The 14,431-nt window shown below is 61.5% G+C and carries 13 protein-coding genes; 3 read left to right on the top strand and 10 right to left on the bottom strand.

Going from position 1 to position 14,431, the window contains the following annotated elements; genetic code table 11:
• Positions 1 to 2: 2 nt before the first annotated feature.
• From M2497_RS20075 to M2497_RS20055, 5 genes are all read right to left on the bottom strand, one after another.
• Complete coding sequence (locus tag M2497_RS20075; protein ID WP_248482578.1) at positions 3 to 716, bottom strand: ABC transporter permease; 714 nt, start codon at positions 714 to 716, stop codon at positions 3 to 5.
• Positions 713 to 1,414 (bottom strand): ABC transporter permease, encoded by a 702-nt coding sequence (locus M2497_RS20070; RefSeq protein WP_248482576.1) that lies wholly within the window; start codon positions 1,412 to 1,414, stop codon positions 713 to 715. Before M2497_RS20070 ends, M2497_RS20075 begins: the two co-directional genes overlap by 4 nt.
• Before the next feature lie 167 nt (positions 1,415 to 1,581).
• Positions 1,582 to 2,361, bottom strand: coding sequence for an ABC transporter substrate-binding protein (locus M2497_RS20065; RefSeq protein WP_248482575.1), 780 nt, complete (start codon positions 2,359 to 2,361; stop codon positions 1,582 to 1,584).
• Positions 2,362 to 2,587: 226 nt separating this feature from the next.
• On the bottom strand, positions 2,588 to 3,634 hold the full coding sequence (locus M2497_RS20060) for an ornithine cyclodeaminase (protein ID WP_248482573.1): 1,047 nt from the start codon (positions 3,632 to 3,634) through the stop codon (positions 2,588 to 2,590).
• A gap of 11 nt (positions 3,635 to 3,645) precedes the next feature.
• Positions 3,646 to 4,572 carry an arginine deiminase-related protein gene (locus tag M2497_RS20055; protein WP_248482571.1) on the bottom strand — a complete coding sequence of 309 codons (927 nt, stop codon included), beginning with the start codon at positions 4,570 to 4,572 and terminating at the stop codon, positions 3,646 to 3,648.
• Positions 4,573 to 4,857: 285 nt separating this feature from the next.
• Between M2497_RS20055 and M2497_RS20050 the strand changes: the two genes are divergently transcribed.
• Positions 4,858 to 5,748, top strand: coding sequence for a GNAT family acetyltransferase (locus M2497_RS20050; protein ID WP_248482569.1), 891 nt, complete (start codon positions 4,858 to 4,860; stop codon positions 5,746 to 5,748).
• A gap of 35 nt (positions 5,749 to 5,783) precedes the next feature.
• Here the strand turns inward: M2497_RS20050 and M2497_RS20045 are convergent, their stop codons facing one another.
• The 5 genes from M2497_RS20045 to M2497_RS20025 form a co-directional block, all read right to left on the bottom strand.
• The gene (locus M2497_RS20045; protein WP_093528047.1) at positions 5,784 to 6,803 is read right to left on the bottom strand and encodes a branched-chain amino acid aminotransferase; all 1,020 of its coding nucleotides are present in this window, start codon (positions 6,801 to 6,803) and stop codon (positions 5,784 to 5,786) included.
• Positions 6,804 to 7,006: 203 nt separating this feature from the next.
• A complete protein-coding gene (gene lpdA / locus M2497_RS20040) occupies positions 7,007 to 8,386 on the bottom strand; it encodes a dihydrolipoyl dehydrogenase (RefSeq protein WP_248482567.1) in 1,380 nt (459 codons plus the stop codon).
• 3 nt (positions 8,387 to 8,389) lie between these two features.
• Complete coding sequence (locus tag M2497_RS20035) at positions 8,390 to 9,649, bottom strand: dihydrolipoamide acetyltransferase family protein (protein ID WP_248482565.1); 1,260 nt, start codon at positions 9,647 to 9,649, stop codon at positions 8,390 to 8,392.
• Entirely contained in the window at positions 9,650 to 10,708 is a 1,059-nt protein-coding gene (locus M2497_RS20030) for an alpha-ketoacid dehydrogenase subunit beta (protein ID WP_248482563.1), read from the bottom strand. It lies immediately after the preceding gene.
• Between the two features lies 1 nt (position 10,709).
• The gene (locus M2497_RS20025; RefSeq protein ID WP_248482561.1) at positions 10,710 to 11,945 is read right to left on the bottom strand and encodes a 3-methyl-2-oxobutanoate dehydrogenase (2-methylpropanoyl-transferring) subunit alpha; all 1,236 of its coding nucleotides are present in this window, start codon (positions 11,943 to 11,945) and stop codon (positions 10,710 to 10,712) included.
• Positions 11,946 to 12,140: 195 nt separating this feature from the next.
• On the opposite strand from M2497_RS20025, the gene bkdR reads away from it, so the two are divergent.
• Together bkdR and M2497_RS20015 are read left to right on the top strand one after the other, a co-directional pair.
• Complete coding sequence (bkdR, locus tag M2497_RS20020; protein WP_058426744.1) at positions 12,141 to 12,623, top strand: Bkd operon transcriptional regulator BkdR; 483 nt, start codon at positions 12,141 to 12,143, stop codon at positions 12,621 to 12,623.
• 181 nt (positions 12,624 to 12,804) lie between these two features.
• The gene (locus tag M2497_RS20015) at positions 12,805 to 14,430 is read left to right on the top strand and encodes a methyl-accepting chemotaxis protein (RefSeq protein WP_248482559.1); all 1,626 of its coding nucleotides are present in this window, start codon (positions 12,805 to 12,807) and stop codon (positions 14,428 to 14,430) included.
• The last annotated feature ends 1 nt before the right edge of the window (position 14,431 follow it).

Raw genomic sequence — 14,431 nt, 5'->3', positions numbered from 1 at the left:
GGTTAGCCTCGGGTAGGAACAAGAAAACGCATCCAGCGACGTTCGGCCAGTCGGAACAGGCCCACCAGTGCAAAGGACAGCAGCATGTAGAGCAGGGCGGCGATGCCGAAGGCCTGGAACGTCAGGAACGTCTCGGCATTGGCGTCGCGGGCCACCTTGAGGATGTCGGCGACGGTAGCGGTAAACGCCAGGGAGGTGGCGTGCAGCATCAGGATCATTTCATTGCTGTAGGCCGGTAATGCGCGACGCAGAGCTGCCGGCACTACCACAAACAGGTTCAACCGCCAGCCATGCAGGCCATAGGCGCGGGCCGCTTCGATTTCGCCGTGGGGAATATTGCGGATCGCCCCGGCGAAGATTTCCACGGTGTAGGCGCAGGTGTTGAGCACGAAGGCCAGCAGGGTGCAGTTCAGCGCGTTGCGGAAAAACTGGTTGAGCAGGGCGTTGTCCTGTACCACTTCCAGGCTGTACAGCCCGGTGTAGCAGATCAGCAACTGGATATACAGCGGCGTCCCACGGAACAGGTAGGTGTAGACCTCCACCGGCCAGCGCAGCCAGAAGTGCTCGGAAACCCGCGCCAGCGCCAGCGGAATCGACAGCACGAAGCCGAACACCACCGAGACGATGAACAGCCACAGGGTCATGGCCACGCCGGACAGCCCCGCGCCATCGCTGAGCAGGTAGGCCAGGCCGTATTGCTGGAACAGTTCGATCATCGCGCCATCCCCTTGATGCCGAGGTTGTAGCGCCGTTCGAGGCGCTTGAAGATGCGGTTGGAGAGGGTGGTGATCATCAGGTACACCAGGCCCGCGAGGATCAGGAAGTACAGCGGCTCGTTGGTGGTCTTGCCGGCGTTCTGCGCGGCCTTGACCAGGTCCGACAGGCCGATGATCGACACTAGCGCCGTGGACTTGAGCAGCACCAGCCAGTTATTGCCCAGGCCCGGCAGGGCAAAACGCATCAGCTGCGGGAACAGCACCAGGTGAAAGCGCTGCCAGCGGCTAAGCCCATAGGCGGTCGCCGCTTCCAGTTGGCCGACCGGCACGCTGAGGATCGCGCCCCGGAAGTTCTCGGTGAAATACGCACCGTAGATGAAGCCCAGCGTGACGACGCCTGCGGTAAACGGGTCGATTTCAAAGTAGTCCCAGCCGAACAGTTCGCTCAGGTCGTTGAGCCACAGTTGCAGGCTGTAGAAAATCAGCAGGATCAGCACCAGGTCCGGCACGCTGCGGATCAGCGTGGTGTAGAGCGTGGCCGGCACCCGCAGCCATTTGGCGCTGGAGAGCTTGGCGCCGGCGGCGATCAGGCCGAGGGCGAGGCTCAAGGCCAGGGCGAGGAAGGACAGCTTGAGCGTCATCCACGCACCCTGGGCGAGCATCGGGCCGTAGCCTTGCAAGTTGAGGAATTCATTCATGGAAATGATCTCGATGGAGCACAGAGATTGACTGTGGACGCTGCCTTTTGTGGGAGGGGGCTTGCCCCCGATAGAGGTGTATCAGTGCCAAATCAGTTGACTGAACCACCGCTATCGGGGGCAAGCCCCCTCCCACACAAGCAAGTTTCCACAGCGAGGTCAGAGCATCACTCGTGGTAGATGTCCTGATCACCAAAGTATTTCTTCTGGATCTGCGCGTAAGTGCCATCCGCCTGCACCGCAGCGATGCCCTTGTTGATCAGCGCGCGCAATTCCTGGTCGTTCTTGCGCAGGCCCATGGCGATGTCCAGGGGCAGGGTCGGGTCCTTGAAGGCCGGGCCGGTCTTGAAGTCGGCGCCTTCGGGCTTGGACAGGAAGTTGAGCTGGGCTTCGAGCTTGTCGGTCAGGGTCGCGTCGAGGCGGCCGTTCTGCAGGTCGGCGTAGTTCTGGTCCTGGGACTGGTACGCCTTGATCTGCGCGCCGAGCTTGGCCAGGTGCGCACGGGCATAGGCCTCCTGCAACGACCCTTGCAGTACGCCGACTTGCTTGCCCTTGAGGGATTCCGGGGTGTCGCCGAAGTCGGCGCTCTTGCGGGTGATCACCGAGGTCGGGCTGAGGAACAGCCGGTCACTGAAGTCGATGATTTTTTCACGGGCCGGGGTGACGGCCATGGACGACATGATCGCGTCGAACTTGCGCGCGCGCAGGGCCGGGATCATGCCGTCGAATTCATTGTGGACCCAGGTGCATTTCACTTCGAGCTTGGCGCAGATCGCGTTGCCCAGCTCGATATCGAAACCTTGCAGGCTGCCGTCGGCGGCCACGGATTCGAAGGGCGGGTATTCGGGGAACACGCCGAAACGGATTTCTTTCCAGTCCTGGGCGTGGGCGGAGGTGGCGCAGAGTGGCAACAGCAGCGCGGCGAAGAGTGATCGCAATGGAGTCATGTGCAGGTCCCTATATTTTGTAATTGATGTCAGGGCAGTGAATAACTGGGAGCAGAGAATGCTTCATGATGGTGCGTTTTTTGTGTCGTTTACCCCTCGCATAAAGCGCAAATTGCGCTGTTAAAACTGGCAATGCAGCGGAATCGGCTGTGACACCCGCTGAATCGGCTTTTCCTCCCTGAAAAAATGGCCCGCCCTCGACGCAAAGCAGCAGGCCAGAGCGGTCTCAGGCGCGCTTTTTCTGCTGTACGCGGGGCTGTTGGGCCAGGCGTGCGAACAGGTCTTTGGGGTCGGCCAGGTCCGGCACCAGCTCCAATTCGCTGCCCACCTCCAGCGCCTTGGCTACGTCGAGTACGTAGCGCAGGGCCGAGTAGTCTTCGATGGCGAAACCCACCGAGTCGAACAGCGTGACCTGGCGCGCATTCTCGCGGCCTGGCTGCTGGCCGTTGATCACTTGCCACAGCTCTGTGACCGGCGAATCTTCCGGCATGTGCTGGATTTCGCCTTCGATGCGGCTTTGTGGTTCGTACTCGACGATCACCCGGGCGCGCTCGACGATACGTCGGTCCAGCTCGGTCTTGCCTGGGCAGTCACCGCCGACGGCATTGAGGTGCATGCCGGGTTCGATCATGTCGTCGGTGAGGATCGTCGCGTAGGCCTTGTCGGCGGTGACGGTGGTGACGATGTCGGCGCCTTTGACCGCTTCAGCCACGCTGCCGGCCAGGATCACTTTGATCGCCGGGAAGGCCTTGAGGTTGGCGGCCAGTTTGGCAGTGGCCTTGGCGTCGATATCGAACAGGCGGATTTCATTGATGCCAAGCATGGCGTGGAAGGCCAGGGCCTGGAATTCGCTCTGCGAACCGTTGCCGATCAGCGCCATGCTGCGGCTGTTCTCGCGGGCCAGGTAGCGGGCGACCAGCGCCGAGGTGGCGGCGGTACGGATCGCGGTGGTCAGGGTCATTTCCGCCAGCAGCACCGGCAGGCCGGTGTCGACATCGCCCAGCGCGCCGAAGGCCATTACGGTGAGCATGCCTGCCAGGGTGTTTTTCGGGTGGCCGTTGACGTACTTGAACGCATACAGCGACGCATCGGACACCGGCATCAGCTCGATCACGCCGTCCGGCGAGTGGTTGGCCAGGCGCGCGCATTTTTCGAAATCTTGCCAGCGCAGGTAGTCGGCGCGGATGTACTCGGCCATTTCGGTGATGCAGGTGGACAGGCCTTTTTGCGAGACCAGGTAGCAGAGGTCGTTGACGTCGATATAGCGGGTCATGGCAAGACTCCTTATTGAAATGAGGGACGGGCGGGCAGATGCACTTCCGCCAGCATGCAGCGGGCACTGCCGCCGCCGATGCGTTCGATGTTGTCGATGTTCACCACCACCGGCCGGGTGTGGCGCTCGATATGTTGGCGCTGCGCCGGTTGCAGAGCGCCCCAGGCGCTGGCCGACATCACCAGCAGCGGCTGGCCGTCGCGGTCGTGGACTTCGAGCATGTTGCCGGCGAAGGCTTCCAACTGGTCGAAGTCGAGGGCGACGATGTCCTTACCGGTGTCGCGCAGGGAGCGCTCCAGGGCCTGGCGCTCATTGGCAATCGGCAGGGCTTGCAGGCACACCACCGAGAGGTTGCGGCCGACGCTCATCATCACGTTGCTGTGGTAGATCGGCGCGTGGTGGCGGTCGACCGCGTGGAACACGCAAAGCTGGTAGTCGAGGCGCTCGGCGAACTGACGCAGGGCGTCGTGGTGGGTGCGCCCGGAGTGGCAGGCGTAGCTGATGCGGTGCTGGCGGTCGAGCACCATGCTGCCGGTGCCTTCGAGGAAGATGTTCTGTTGTTCGAGGTGGCTGAGGTCGATGGTGCTGTTGATCGCAAAACGTTGCTCCAGTACTTGCAGCACGCCTTTGTCGCGTTCCAGTCGTCGGTTCTGGCCTTCCATCGGGTACAGCACCAGGCTGCCGTCGGCGTGGCTGCTCCACCAGTTGTTGGGGAAGATCGAGTCAGGGGTGTGGGGCGCCGGGGTGTCCTGCACCACCAGCACTTCGACGCCGTGATTGCGCAGGGTGGCGACATAGCCGTCGAACTCTTCCAGCGCTTTCTGCTGTGCGTGGAGTGGGTCGAGAGGCTGGCGTTGGAAACGGTTGTTGATTGCGGTGTCCGGGTTGAAGGCAAAGCGCGCCGGGCGAATCATCAAGACGGTGTTGGTGGTTTGCATGGGGGCACGAAATCCATGGGGTGAGCTGTGGGGCTATTTTGTGGGTTGTGCGGGGTGAATCCCGGCTGAAACCGAGGGGTGGTTCAGCCGGGAAAGCTGAAAAGTTGGGTAGGGCAGCCGAATCGGCTGCCGGAGTGAAATGCATGCAACCTGTGGGAGGGGGCTTGCCCGCGACAGCGGTGGGTCAGCCAGAAAATCTATATCTGAAAGCATGCTATCGGGGGCAAGCCCCCTCCCACATTGGTAGGATGGTGTTTGTTGCAGCTGTGTCAGCCAGGAGGAATCATGTCTACCGCCGTTCGTCTCGCCCAGGAAGCCGATGCCGAAGGGATCAGCCAGGTCATCCTCGCGGCCCTGCACAGCAGCAATGCGCGGGATTATCCGACGGAGGTGATTGCGCGGGTCGCCAGCAACTTCACACCGGAGGCAGTGCTGGCGTTGCTCAAGCGCCGCGTGGTGCTGGTAGCGATTCAGGATCAGGTGATCGTCGCCACCGCAGCGCTGGATGCGAATGTGGTGCGCTCGGTGTTCGTCAATCCGGAGTTGCAAGGGCAGGGCATTGGTCGGCTGTTGATGATCGAAATCGAGCTACGCGCCCGCGAAGACGGGGTGACGGTGCTGAGCGTGCCGTCTTCGCTGACCGCCGAGCCGTTCTACACCAAGCTGGGGTTTCACACCGTGCGCGACGTTTATCACGGCAGCGAACGTACGTTGGTGATGGAAAAGGCCCTGCTGTCCCGGCATCCCATCGGGCCGTATCGCGACCGTCAGCACCGGGCGCAGGTAGTGGCGTTGTGGCAAGAGGCGTTTGGCTACGAAACGGCGCACAACCTGCCCGCCCTGGCGATTGATAAGAAGCTGGCGGTCAACGATGGTTTGTTCTTCGTCGCGACGGACAAAAAAACCGTGATCGGGACGATTCTGGCCGGGTATGACGGGCACCGTGGCTGGCTGTATTCAGTGGCGGTGCATGCGGACTACCGGCGCCATGGCCTGGGTTCGTCGCTGGTGCGGCATGCGGAACAGGCATTGACGGCGCTGGGCTGCATGAAGATCAACCTGCAGATCACCAGTGGTAATGAGGGGGTCGTCGGGTTCTACGAGGCATTGGGGTATGGGGTGGAACCCAGGATCAGCATGGGCAAGAAGCTAGTGGTGAATATCCCCGAACAATGAAAAAACCCGCCAGATGGCGGGTTTTTCCAGGTGGCTCAGACCTTGACGATCCAGCCTTGCGGCGCTTCAACGTCGCCGGTCTGCACACCGGTCAGCTCTTTATAGAGCTTCTGGGTGATCGGGCCGACTTCAGTTTCGCTGTGGAATACGTGCAGCTTGCCGTTGTACTGGATACCGCCGATCGGCGAGATCACCGCCGCCGTACCGCAGGCGCCGGCTTCCTTGAACTGGTCCAGCTTATCGATGAACACTTCGCCCTCGATCACGTCCAGGCCCAGGCGGGTCTTGGCCAGTTCGATCAGCGACAGGCGGGTAATGCCTGGCAGCACCGAAGGCGACTTCGGTGTGATGAACTTATTGTCGTGGGTGATCCCGAAGAAGTTGGCCGAACCGACTTCCTCGATTTTCGAGTGGGTCATCGGGTCCAGGTAGATCGCGTCGGCGAAACCGGATTTCTTCGCTTCCGAACCCGGCATCAGGCTGGCGGCGTAGTTGCCACCGACCTTGGCGGCACCGGTGCCCTGTGGGGCGGCGCGGTCGAAGGTGGAGATCTGGAAGTTATGGGGCACCAGGCCGCCCTTGAAGTAGGCGCCGACCGGGATGCAGAACACCGAGAAGATGAACTCCGGCGCAGTGCGCACGCCGATGTTGTCACCGGTGCCGATCACGAACGGGCGCAGGTACAGCGCGCCACCACTGCCGTACGGCGGGATGAAGCGCTCGTTGGCCGCGACCACTTGCTTGCAGGCGTCGATGAAGTCTTCGGTCGAGACGTGCGGCATCAGCAGGCGGGCGCAGCTGCGCTGCATGCGGGCGGCATTCTGGTCCGGGCGGAACAGGTTGATCGAACCGTCCTTGCAGCGGTAGGCCTTGAGGCCTTCGAAGCACTGCTGGCCATAGTGCAGGGCGGTGGAGCCCTCGCTGATGTGCAGCACGTTGTCGTCGGTCAGGGTGCCTTCTTGCCATTCGCCGTTTTTCCAGACCTGGAGAAACCGCTTGTCGGTCTTGATGTAGTCAAAACCCAGCTTGTCCCAATTGATGCTTTCGTTACCCATGACACCCTCTATCGTTGGTCAAGTCGGTTTTTTTCTGGATGGGCGCAACAATACTGCATTCTTGGCTTGTGTGGGAGCCACTGGGTGGACGCCTTCAGCCTCTGGTTTGACCGATCCACCGCTATCGGGGGCAAGCCCCCTCCCACAATTTGAATGCATTCCCCTGTGGGAGGGGGCTTGCCCCCGATGGCCTCACCGCGGTTTTACAGATGCAGTGCGTGCCCCAACGCCCGCAACGCGGCTTCCTGTACGGCTTCGCCGAGGGTCGGGTGGGCGTGGATGGTGCCCGCGACGTCTTCCAGGCGCGAACCCATTTCCAGGCTCAGGCCAAAGGCGGTGGAGAGTTCCGAGACGCCAACCCCCACGGCTTGCCAGCCGACGATCAGGTGGTTGTCACGGCGTGCCACCACCCGCACGAAGCCGGTTTTCGACTCCAGGGTCATCGCTCGACCATTGGCCGCGAACGGGAAGCTCGACACGATGCAGTCCAGGCCGGCGGCCTTGGCTTCGTCGGGCGTCTTGCCGACCACCACCAGTTCCGGGTCGGTAAAGCACACCGCCGGGATGGCCGCCGGGTTGAATTCGCGGTGCTTGCCGCTGATCAGTTCGGCGACCATCTCGCCCTGGGCCATGGCCCGGTGCGCCAGCATCGGCTCGCCGCTCAGGTCACCGATGGCCCACACGTTGCGCATACTGGTCTGGCAGCGGTTGTCGATCTTGATCGCCGCGCCGTTCATATCCAGGTTCAGCGCTTCGAGGTTCCAGCCCTGGGTGTTGGGTTTGCGACCCACCGCCACCAGCACCTGGTCGGTTTCCAGTGACAGGGTGTCGCCGTTCGGGTCACGCACCTGCAATGTATTGTCCGAAAAACCGGTGACGCTGTGCTTGAGGTACAGCTTCACCCCCAGTTGCTTGAGGGATTCGTTCACCGGTTGGGTCAGCTCGGCATCGTAGGCCGGCAGGATACGATCCTGAGCCTCGACCACACTGACTTCGGCCCCCAGCTTGCGGTAAGCGATCCCGAGTTCCAGGCCGATATAACCGCCACCTACTACGATCAGGCGCTTGGGAACCCGCGTGGGTGCCAGCGCTTCGGTGGACGAGATGATCGGCCCGCCAATCGGCAGCATCGGCAGGTTGACGCTTTTCGAGCCGGTGGCCAGCAGCAGGTGTTCGCACTGGATGCGCTGGTCGCCGACGTCGACGGTTTTGCCGTCCACCACCTTGGCCCAGCCGTGGATCACTTGCACCTTGTGCTTTTTCAGCAGCGCCGCGACGCCGGTGGTCAGGCGGTCGACGATGCCGTCTTTCCATTCCACGCTTTTGCGGATGTCCAGGGTCGGCACATCCACTTCGATGCCCAGCTGTGAACCCTGGCTGTGGTGCACGGTTTGCTGGAACTGCTCGGCCACATGGATCAGGGCCTTGGACGGAATGCAGCCGATATTCAGGCAAGTACCGCCCAGCGCCTGGCCTTCCACCAAGATGGTCGGGATACCCAGTTGGCCGGCACGGATCGCCGCCACATAACCGCCAGGGCCGCCACCGATAATCAGCAGGGTGGTATTCAATGTCTGCGTCATGCCTTACTCCAGGAACAGGCTGGCGGGTTGTTCGAGCAGGCCGCGAATGGCCTGGATGAATTGCGCCGCGTCCATGCCATCGACCACGCGGTGATCGAAGGAGCTGGAGAGGTTCATCATCTTGCGCACCACGATCTGGCCCTTGATCACCATCGGCCGCTCGACAATGCGATTGACGCCGACGATCGCCACTTCCGGCAGGTTCAGCACCGGCGTGCTGACAATGCCGCCCAACGCGCCCAGGCTGGTCAAGGTAATCGTCGAACCCGACAGCTCATCACGGCTGGCCTTGCCATTGCGCGCGGCCGTGGCCAGGCGTGCGATTTCCTCGGCATTGCCCCACAGGCTGCGGGCCTCGGCGTGGCGCACCACCGGCACCATCAGGCCGACATCGCTCTGGGTGGCGACGCCCACATGCACCGCGCCGAGGCGGGTGATGACCTGGGCTTCGTCGTCGTAACGCGCATTGATCTGCGGGAAGTCGCGCAACGCCACGACCATGGCGCGCACGATGAACGGCAGCAGGGTCAGCTTGCCGCGTGTGGCACCGTGCTTTTCATTCAAGTGCACGCGCAACTCATCGAGAGCGGTGACGTCGATTTCTTCTACGTAGCTGAAATGCGCGGCACGCCGGGTGGCGTCCTGCATGCGCTGGGCGATCTTGCGGCGCATGCCGATCACGGGGATCTGTTCTTCGGTGTTGCGTTCGGCGTAGGGGTTGGCGGTGGATGAAGCCTTCGCTGTGCCTTGTTGCAAGTAGGCGTCGAGGTCTTCGTGGAGGATTCGGCCCGCCGGGCCCGAGCCCTGCACCAGACGCAGCTGAATCCCGGCGTCCAGGGCGTGCTTGCGCACGGCAGGGGAGGCCAATGGGCGTTCGTCGGCGGCACGTGCCACAGGCGCCTGCGCCGCGACAACCGGCGCGGGTTTGCTCTCGACAACCGCCGGCACCGGCTTGGCTTCCACCACCGGGGCGACTTTCGGCGCCTCTTTGACGAGCGGCGCATCCTTGGCGTTGCCCGCGCCTTCCACTTCAATGCTGATCAGAATACTGCCCACGGCCATGACTTCACCCGGCTCGCCGCCGAGGGAGAGCACCTTGCCGTGCACCGGCGAGGGAATGTCCACCATCGCCTTGTCGGTCATGACATCCGCCAGCACCTGGTCTTCGACGACCATGTCGCCGACCTTCACATGCCACACCGACAGTTCAACTTCCGCGATGCCTTCGCCAATGTCCGGCATCTTGATAACGTGCGTGCCCATTCAGACCTCCATGACCCGTTGCAACGCCGCGCCCACGCGGGACGGCCCTGGGAAATACGCCCACTCCTGCGCGTGCGGGTAGGGGGTGTCCCAGCCGGTGACGCGTTCGATCGGCGCTTCCAGGTAGTGGAAGCAATGCTCTTGCACCAGCGCCACCAGCTCGGCACCAAAGCCGCAGGTGCGGGTGGCTTCGTGTACCACCACGCAACGGCCGGTCTTCTTCACCGACTTGACGATGGTGTCCAGGTCCAGCGGCCACAGGCTGCGCAGGTCGATGACTTCGGCGTCGATGCCGGTTTCTTCGGCGGCGACTTGCGACACATAGACGGTGGTGCCATAGGTCAGCACGGTCACGGCCGAACCCGGACGCACGATGGCGGCCACGTCCAGCGGCACGGTGTAGTAACCGTCCGGCACCTGGGCTTGCGGGTGTTTCGACCACGGCGTTACCGGGCGGTCGTGGTGGCCGTCGAACGGGCCGTTGTACAGGCGCTTGGGCTCGAGGAAGATCACCGGGTCATCGTTTTCGATGGACGCGATCAGCAGGCCCTTGGCGTCATAGGGGTTGGACGGCATCACCGTGCGCAGGCCGCAGACCTGGGTGAACACCGCTTCGATACTCTGGCTGTGGGTCTGGCCTCCGTAGATGCCACCGCCGCACGGCATGCGCATGGTCAGCGGTGCGGTGAACTGCCCGGCCGAGCGATACCGCAGGCGCGCAGCTTCCGAGATGATCTGGTCGGTGGCGGGGTAGACGTAGTCGGCGAACTGGATTTCGGCAACCGGGCGCAGGCCATAGGCGCCCATGCCCACGGCCACGCCGATAATGCCGCTTTCCGAGATCGGCGCGTCAAACACCCGCGAGCTGCCGTACTTGGTCTGCAAGCCTTCGGTGCAACGGAACACGCCGCCGAAATAGCCGACGTCCTGGCCGAACACCACCACGTTGTCGTCTCGTTCGAGCATCACATCCATGGCCGAGCGCAGGGCCTGGATCATGGTCATGGTGGTGGTGGTCATGGCGGTTTCCACTTCAATGCTGTTGTTGTGATCGTTCATGTCAGACCCCCAACTCTTGACGCTGGCGCTTCAAGTGCTCCGGCATCTCTTTATAGACGTCCTCGAACATGGTCGCGGCGCTTGGAATCTGGCCGCCGGCCAGGGTGCCGTACTGTTCGGCCTGTTTTTGCGCGGCAATCACTTCGGCTTCAAGTTCTGCACTGACCGCCGCATGCTCCTCTTCGGACCACTGGCCAATCCTGATCAGGTGCTGCTTGAGGCGGGCGATCGGGTCGCCCAGGGGGAAGTGGCTCCAGTCGTCGGCGGGGCGGTATTTGGAAGGATCATCAGATGTGGAATGCGGACCGGCGCGGTAGGTGACCCACTCGATCAGCGTGGGCCCGAGGTTGCGGCGCGCACGCTCGGCAGCCCAGGCGGAAGCAGCGTACACCGCGATGAAGTCGTTGCCGTCCACGCGCAGAGAGGCGATGCCGCAACCGACGCCGCGTCCGGCGAAGGTCGTTGCTTCACCACCGGCAATCGCCTGGAAGGTGGAGATGGCCCACTGGTTGTTGACTACGTTGAGGATCACTGGCGCACGGTACACATGGGCGAAGGTGAGGGCGGTGTGGAAGTCGGATTCGGCGGTGGCGCCGTCACCGATCCAGGCGGAGGCGATCTTGGTATCGCCCTTGATCGCCGAGGCCATGCCCCAGCCCACGCCTTGTACGAATTGGGTGGCGAGGTTGCCGGATATGGTGAAGAAGCCGGCGTCCTTGACCGAATACATGATCGGCAACTGGCGGCCCTTGAGCGGGTCGCGCTCGTTGGACAGCAACTGGCAGATCAGGTCCACCAGTGGCACTTCGCGAGCCATCAGGATGCTTTGCTGGCGGTAGGTGGGGAAGCACATGTCGTCGATGTTCAAGGCCAGGGCCTGGGCGCTGCCGATGGCTTCTTCGCCAAGGCTCTGCATGTAGAACGACATTTTTTTCTGACGCTGGGCGACCACCATGCGGTTGTCGAAGATCCGCGTCTTGAGCATGGCGCGCATGCCTTTGCGCAGGATCTCCACCGGGATGCCTTCAGACCACGGGCCGAGGGCCTGGCCCTGGTCGTCGAGCACGCGGATCAGGCCCTTGGCCAGGTCGGCGGTGTCGGCGGGTTCTACGTCGATGGCGGGTTTGCGCACGGTGCCTGCGTCGGTCAGGCGCAGGTAGGTGAAGTCGGTCTTGCAGCCTGGGCGGCCCGAGGGTTCAGGGACGTGCAGGCGCAGTGGTTCATACTGCTGGGTCATGGCTTTCTACGCTCTATCTTGTGAATTTCTTGTAGTGGGCGCGCTAGCTGACAGTCAGTCCCCGGGTAGGGGAAATCTTGTCCTACAACAATCATAGGCGTGGCGTAGAAGAATATTTATCTCTGTTTCGTTGCGCTCAGGATCATTTGCGGATAAAAAAACTGCATAAACATAATAAACAGGTGATTTTGTCTCATGCGCAAACTGGACCGTACCGATATCGGCATTCTCAACGCCCTGCAGGAGAATGCACGGATCACCAACGCCGACCTGGCCCGTTCGGTCAACCTGTCGCCCACGCCGTGTTTCAACCGGGTCAAGGCGATGGAAGAACTGGGCTTGATTCGCGACCAGGTCACGCTGCTGGACGCCGACCTGCTGGGGCTGCACGTCAATGTGTTCATCCACGTGAGCCTGGAAAAGCAGAACGAGCTGGCGTTGCAGCAGTTCGAAGGGGCGATTGCGGACCGCCCGGAAGTGATGGAGTGCTACCTGATGGCCGGCGACCCGGACTACCTCATCCGGGTATTGGTGCCGACGATCCAGTCGCTGGAGCGCTTCATGATGGATTTTTTGACCAAGGTGCCAGGCGTCGCCAATATCCGGTCCAGTTTTGCACTTAAACAAGTTCGATATAAAACAGCGCTGCCGTTACCACGGGATGGACTAATGGTATGAATATCGGAGAGTCGCAACAGCCGTTAATTATGATGGTTAGCTAAGCAATGATCTGCGTCATGTTTATTTGCCACTATTCATAAAAAAATGCGTAAGTAGTCACGTTTTTTTCACACTCGGTTAAACAAAGTTGTACCCGTAAGGCTGTGTTCGACACGGCCAAGGGGAAGGGTGAGCCGAGATGTCCATGAGAGCCTTGAAGTTGAACTTTCGTACCACATTGTGCTTCGGTGTGGTGTGTTTCCTGCTGTTAATACAAGGCGCAATGACGCTGATAAAAGTCGATAAGGTTTATTCATCGACGGTCGAAATACAAAACAACTGGCTGCCCAGCATTCGCCTGGCCGGCCAGATAGATTCGACGTTTTACAAACTTCGCCTGGACCTGCGGCGTTACGCCATGGAATACGCGGACAAGGACCCCGCCTCCCTGGAAAAACTCAAGGCGGTTCGCGCTGAAGTGCTGCAAGTTGCCGAGCATTATGGAGCGCTGGTATCGAGCCCCGAGGAGCGTACCAAGTACGACCAGGCACTGAGCGAGATAAAAAACTACAGCCAGAAGATGGATGAATTCCTCGCGCAAGCCTCCAGCTTTTCCGCGGAACAAATGGCGGTGTATTTGCGCGACGTCAACGGCCCCATTGCTCGCCAAGTGCAGGCCTCCATCAGCGATTTGATTGCGATCAATGAACAGGGCTCGAAGACCGCGGTGCAAGCCGCCGCCAGTGAGCATGATGCGGCGCGGTTGTTCACATGGGTGTTGATGGCCAGTTCGGTGTTGATCGCCGTGGTGGTGGCCCGCTTGCTGACCCGCAGCATTATCAATCCGGTGCGGGAGCTGCTGGTGTCGACCGGCAAGATTGCCGACGGCGATTTGCGTGTGGCCATTACCATCAGCGGCAATGACGAACTGACCGAGCTGCAAAAGTCGACCGCTACCATGCAGATGAACCTGAAAAGCACGTTGCAGCATATCTCGGAGGCGTCCGGGCAGTTGGCGTCGGCAGCCGAGGAGATGAGTGCGATCACCCGGGAGTCCACTGCCGGCATTGAGCGCCAAAGCCTGGAGACGGATCAGGCCGCCACGGCGGTCAACCAGATGACGGCAGCGGTCGAGGAGGTGGCGAGGAATGCGGTGTCTGCGTCCCAGTCGACGCAGGACTCCCAGCGTTCGGCAAGCGTGGGCATGGAGCGGGTGACGCAAACCATCGCTTCGATTGAAAAGTTGAGCTCCACGGTGCAGCAAACCGGGGTGGAAGTTGAAGGGCTGGCCAAACAGGCCCAGGACATCGCCCGGGTAGTCGAGGTGATTCGCTCCATCGCCGAGCAGACCAATCTGCTTGCGTTGAACGCAGCGATTGAAGCGGCGAGGGCGGGAGAACAGGGCCGAGGCTTTGCGGTGGTCGCCGATGAAGTGCGGGCGCTGGCCCACAGGACGCAAACATCGACCCAGGAAATCGAACAGATGATTGCGAAAATCCAGAGCTGTTCGAGCGAAGCGGTGGCCTCCATGGTCCTCAATCGCAATGAAGCGGTGGACTCGTTGAAGGTTGCCCATGAAGCCGGCGTGGCGATCACCCAGATCACCCAAGCCATTACCGACATCAATGAGCGTAACCTGATGATTGCAACCGCGTCGGAAGAACAGGCGCAGGTGGCGCGTTCCGTCGACCAGAACCTGATCAGCATCCGCGACCTGTCCATCCAGAGTTCGTCGGCCGCCGGTCAGACATCGGTGGCCAGCCAGGAACTGTCCAGGCTCGCCGTGGACTTGAAACAGATCGTGGCGAAGTTTGCAGTGAGTTGAT

Source organism: Pseudomonas sp. CYM-20-01 (assembly GCF_023169845.1).
Classification (GTDB): domain Bacteria; phylum Pseudomonadota; class Gammaproteobacteria; order Pseudomonadales; family Pseudomonadaceae; genus Aquipseudomonas; species Aquipseudomonas azotoformans.
The sequence above is the reverse complement of the archived record's forward strand: the minus strand, read 5'-3'. Positions and strand labels throughout refer to the sequence as shown.

What these genes read in the sequence shown, in the direction of transcription:
- lpdA (WP_248482567.1), bottom strand. Translation starts at nt 8,386, where the DNA reads ATGACGCAGACATTGAATACCACCCTGCTGATTATCGGTGGCGGCCCT.
- M2497_RS20050 (WP_248482569.1), top strand. Translation starts at nt 4,858, where the DNA reads ATGTCTACCGCCGTTCGTCTCGCCCAGGAAGCCGATGCCGAAGGGATC.
- M2497_RS20025 (WP_248482561.1), bottom strand. Translation starts at nt 11,945, where the DNA reads ATGACCCAGCAGTATGAACCACTGCGCCTGCACGTCCCTGAACCCTCG.
- bkdR (WP_058426744.1), top strand. Translation starts at nt 12,141, where the DNA reads ATGCGCAAACTGGACCGTACCGATATCGGCATTCTCAACGCCCTGCAG.
- M2497_RS20070 (WP_248482576.1), bottom strand. Translation starts at nt 1,414, where the DNA reads ATGAATGAATTCCTCAACTTGCAAGGCTACGGCCCGATGCTCGCCCAG.
- M2497_RS20015 (WP_248482559.1), top strand. Translation starts at nt 12,805, where the DNA reads ATGTCCATGAGAGCCTTGAAGTTGAACTTTCGTACCACATTGTGCTTC.
- M2497_RS20035 (WP_248482565.1), bottom strand. Translation starts at nt 9,649, where the DNA reads ATGGGCACGCACGTTATCAAGATGCCGGACATTGGCGAAGGCATCGCG.
- M2497_RS20055 (WP_248482571.1), bottom strand. Translation starts at nt 4,572, where the DNA reads ATGCAAACCACCAACACCGTCTTGATGATTCGCCCGGCGCGCTTTGCC.
- M2497_RS20065 (WP_248482575.1), bottom strand. Translation starts at nt 2,361, where the DNA reads ATGACTCCATTGCGATCACTCTTCGCCGCGCTGCTGTTGCCACTCTGC.
- M2497_RS20060 (WP_248482573.1), bottom strand. Translation starts at nt 3,634, where the DNA reads ATGACCCGCTATATCGACGTCAACGACCTCTGCTACCTGGTCTCGCAA.
- M2497_RS20030 (WP_248482563.1), bottom strand. Translation starts at nt 10,708, where the DNA reads ATGAACGATCACAACAACAGCATTGAAGTGGAAACCGCCATGACCACC.
- M2497_RS20075 (WP_248482578.1), bottom strand. Translation starts at nt 716, where the DNA reads ATGATCGAACTGTTCCAGCAATACGGCCTGGCCTACCTGCTCAGCGAT.
- M2497_RS20045 (WP_093528047.1), bottom strand. Translation starts at nt 6,803, where the DNA reads ATGGGTAACGAAAGCATCAATTGGGACAAGCTGGGTTTTGACTACATC.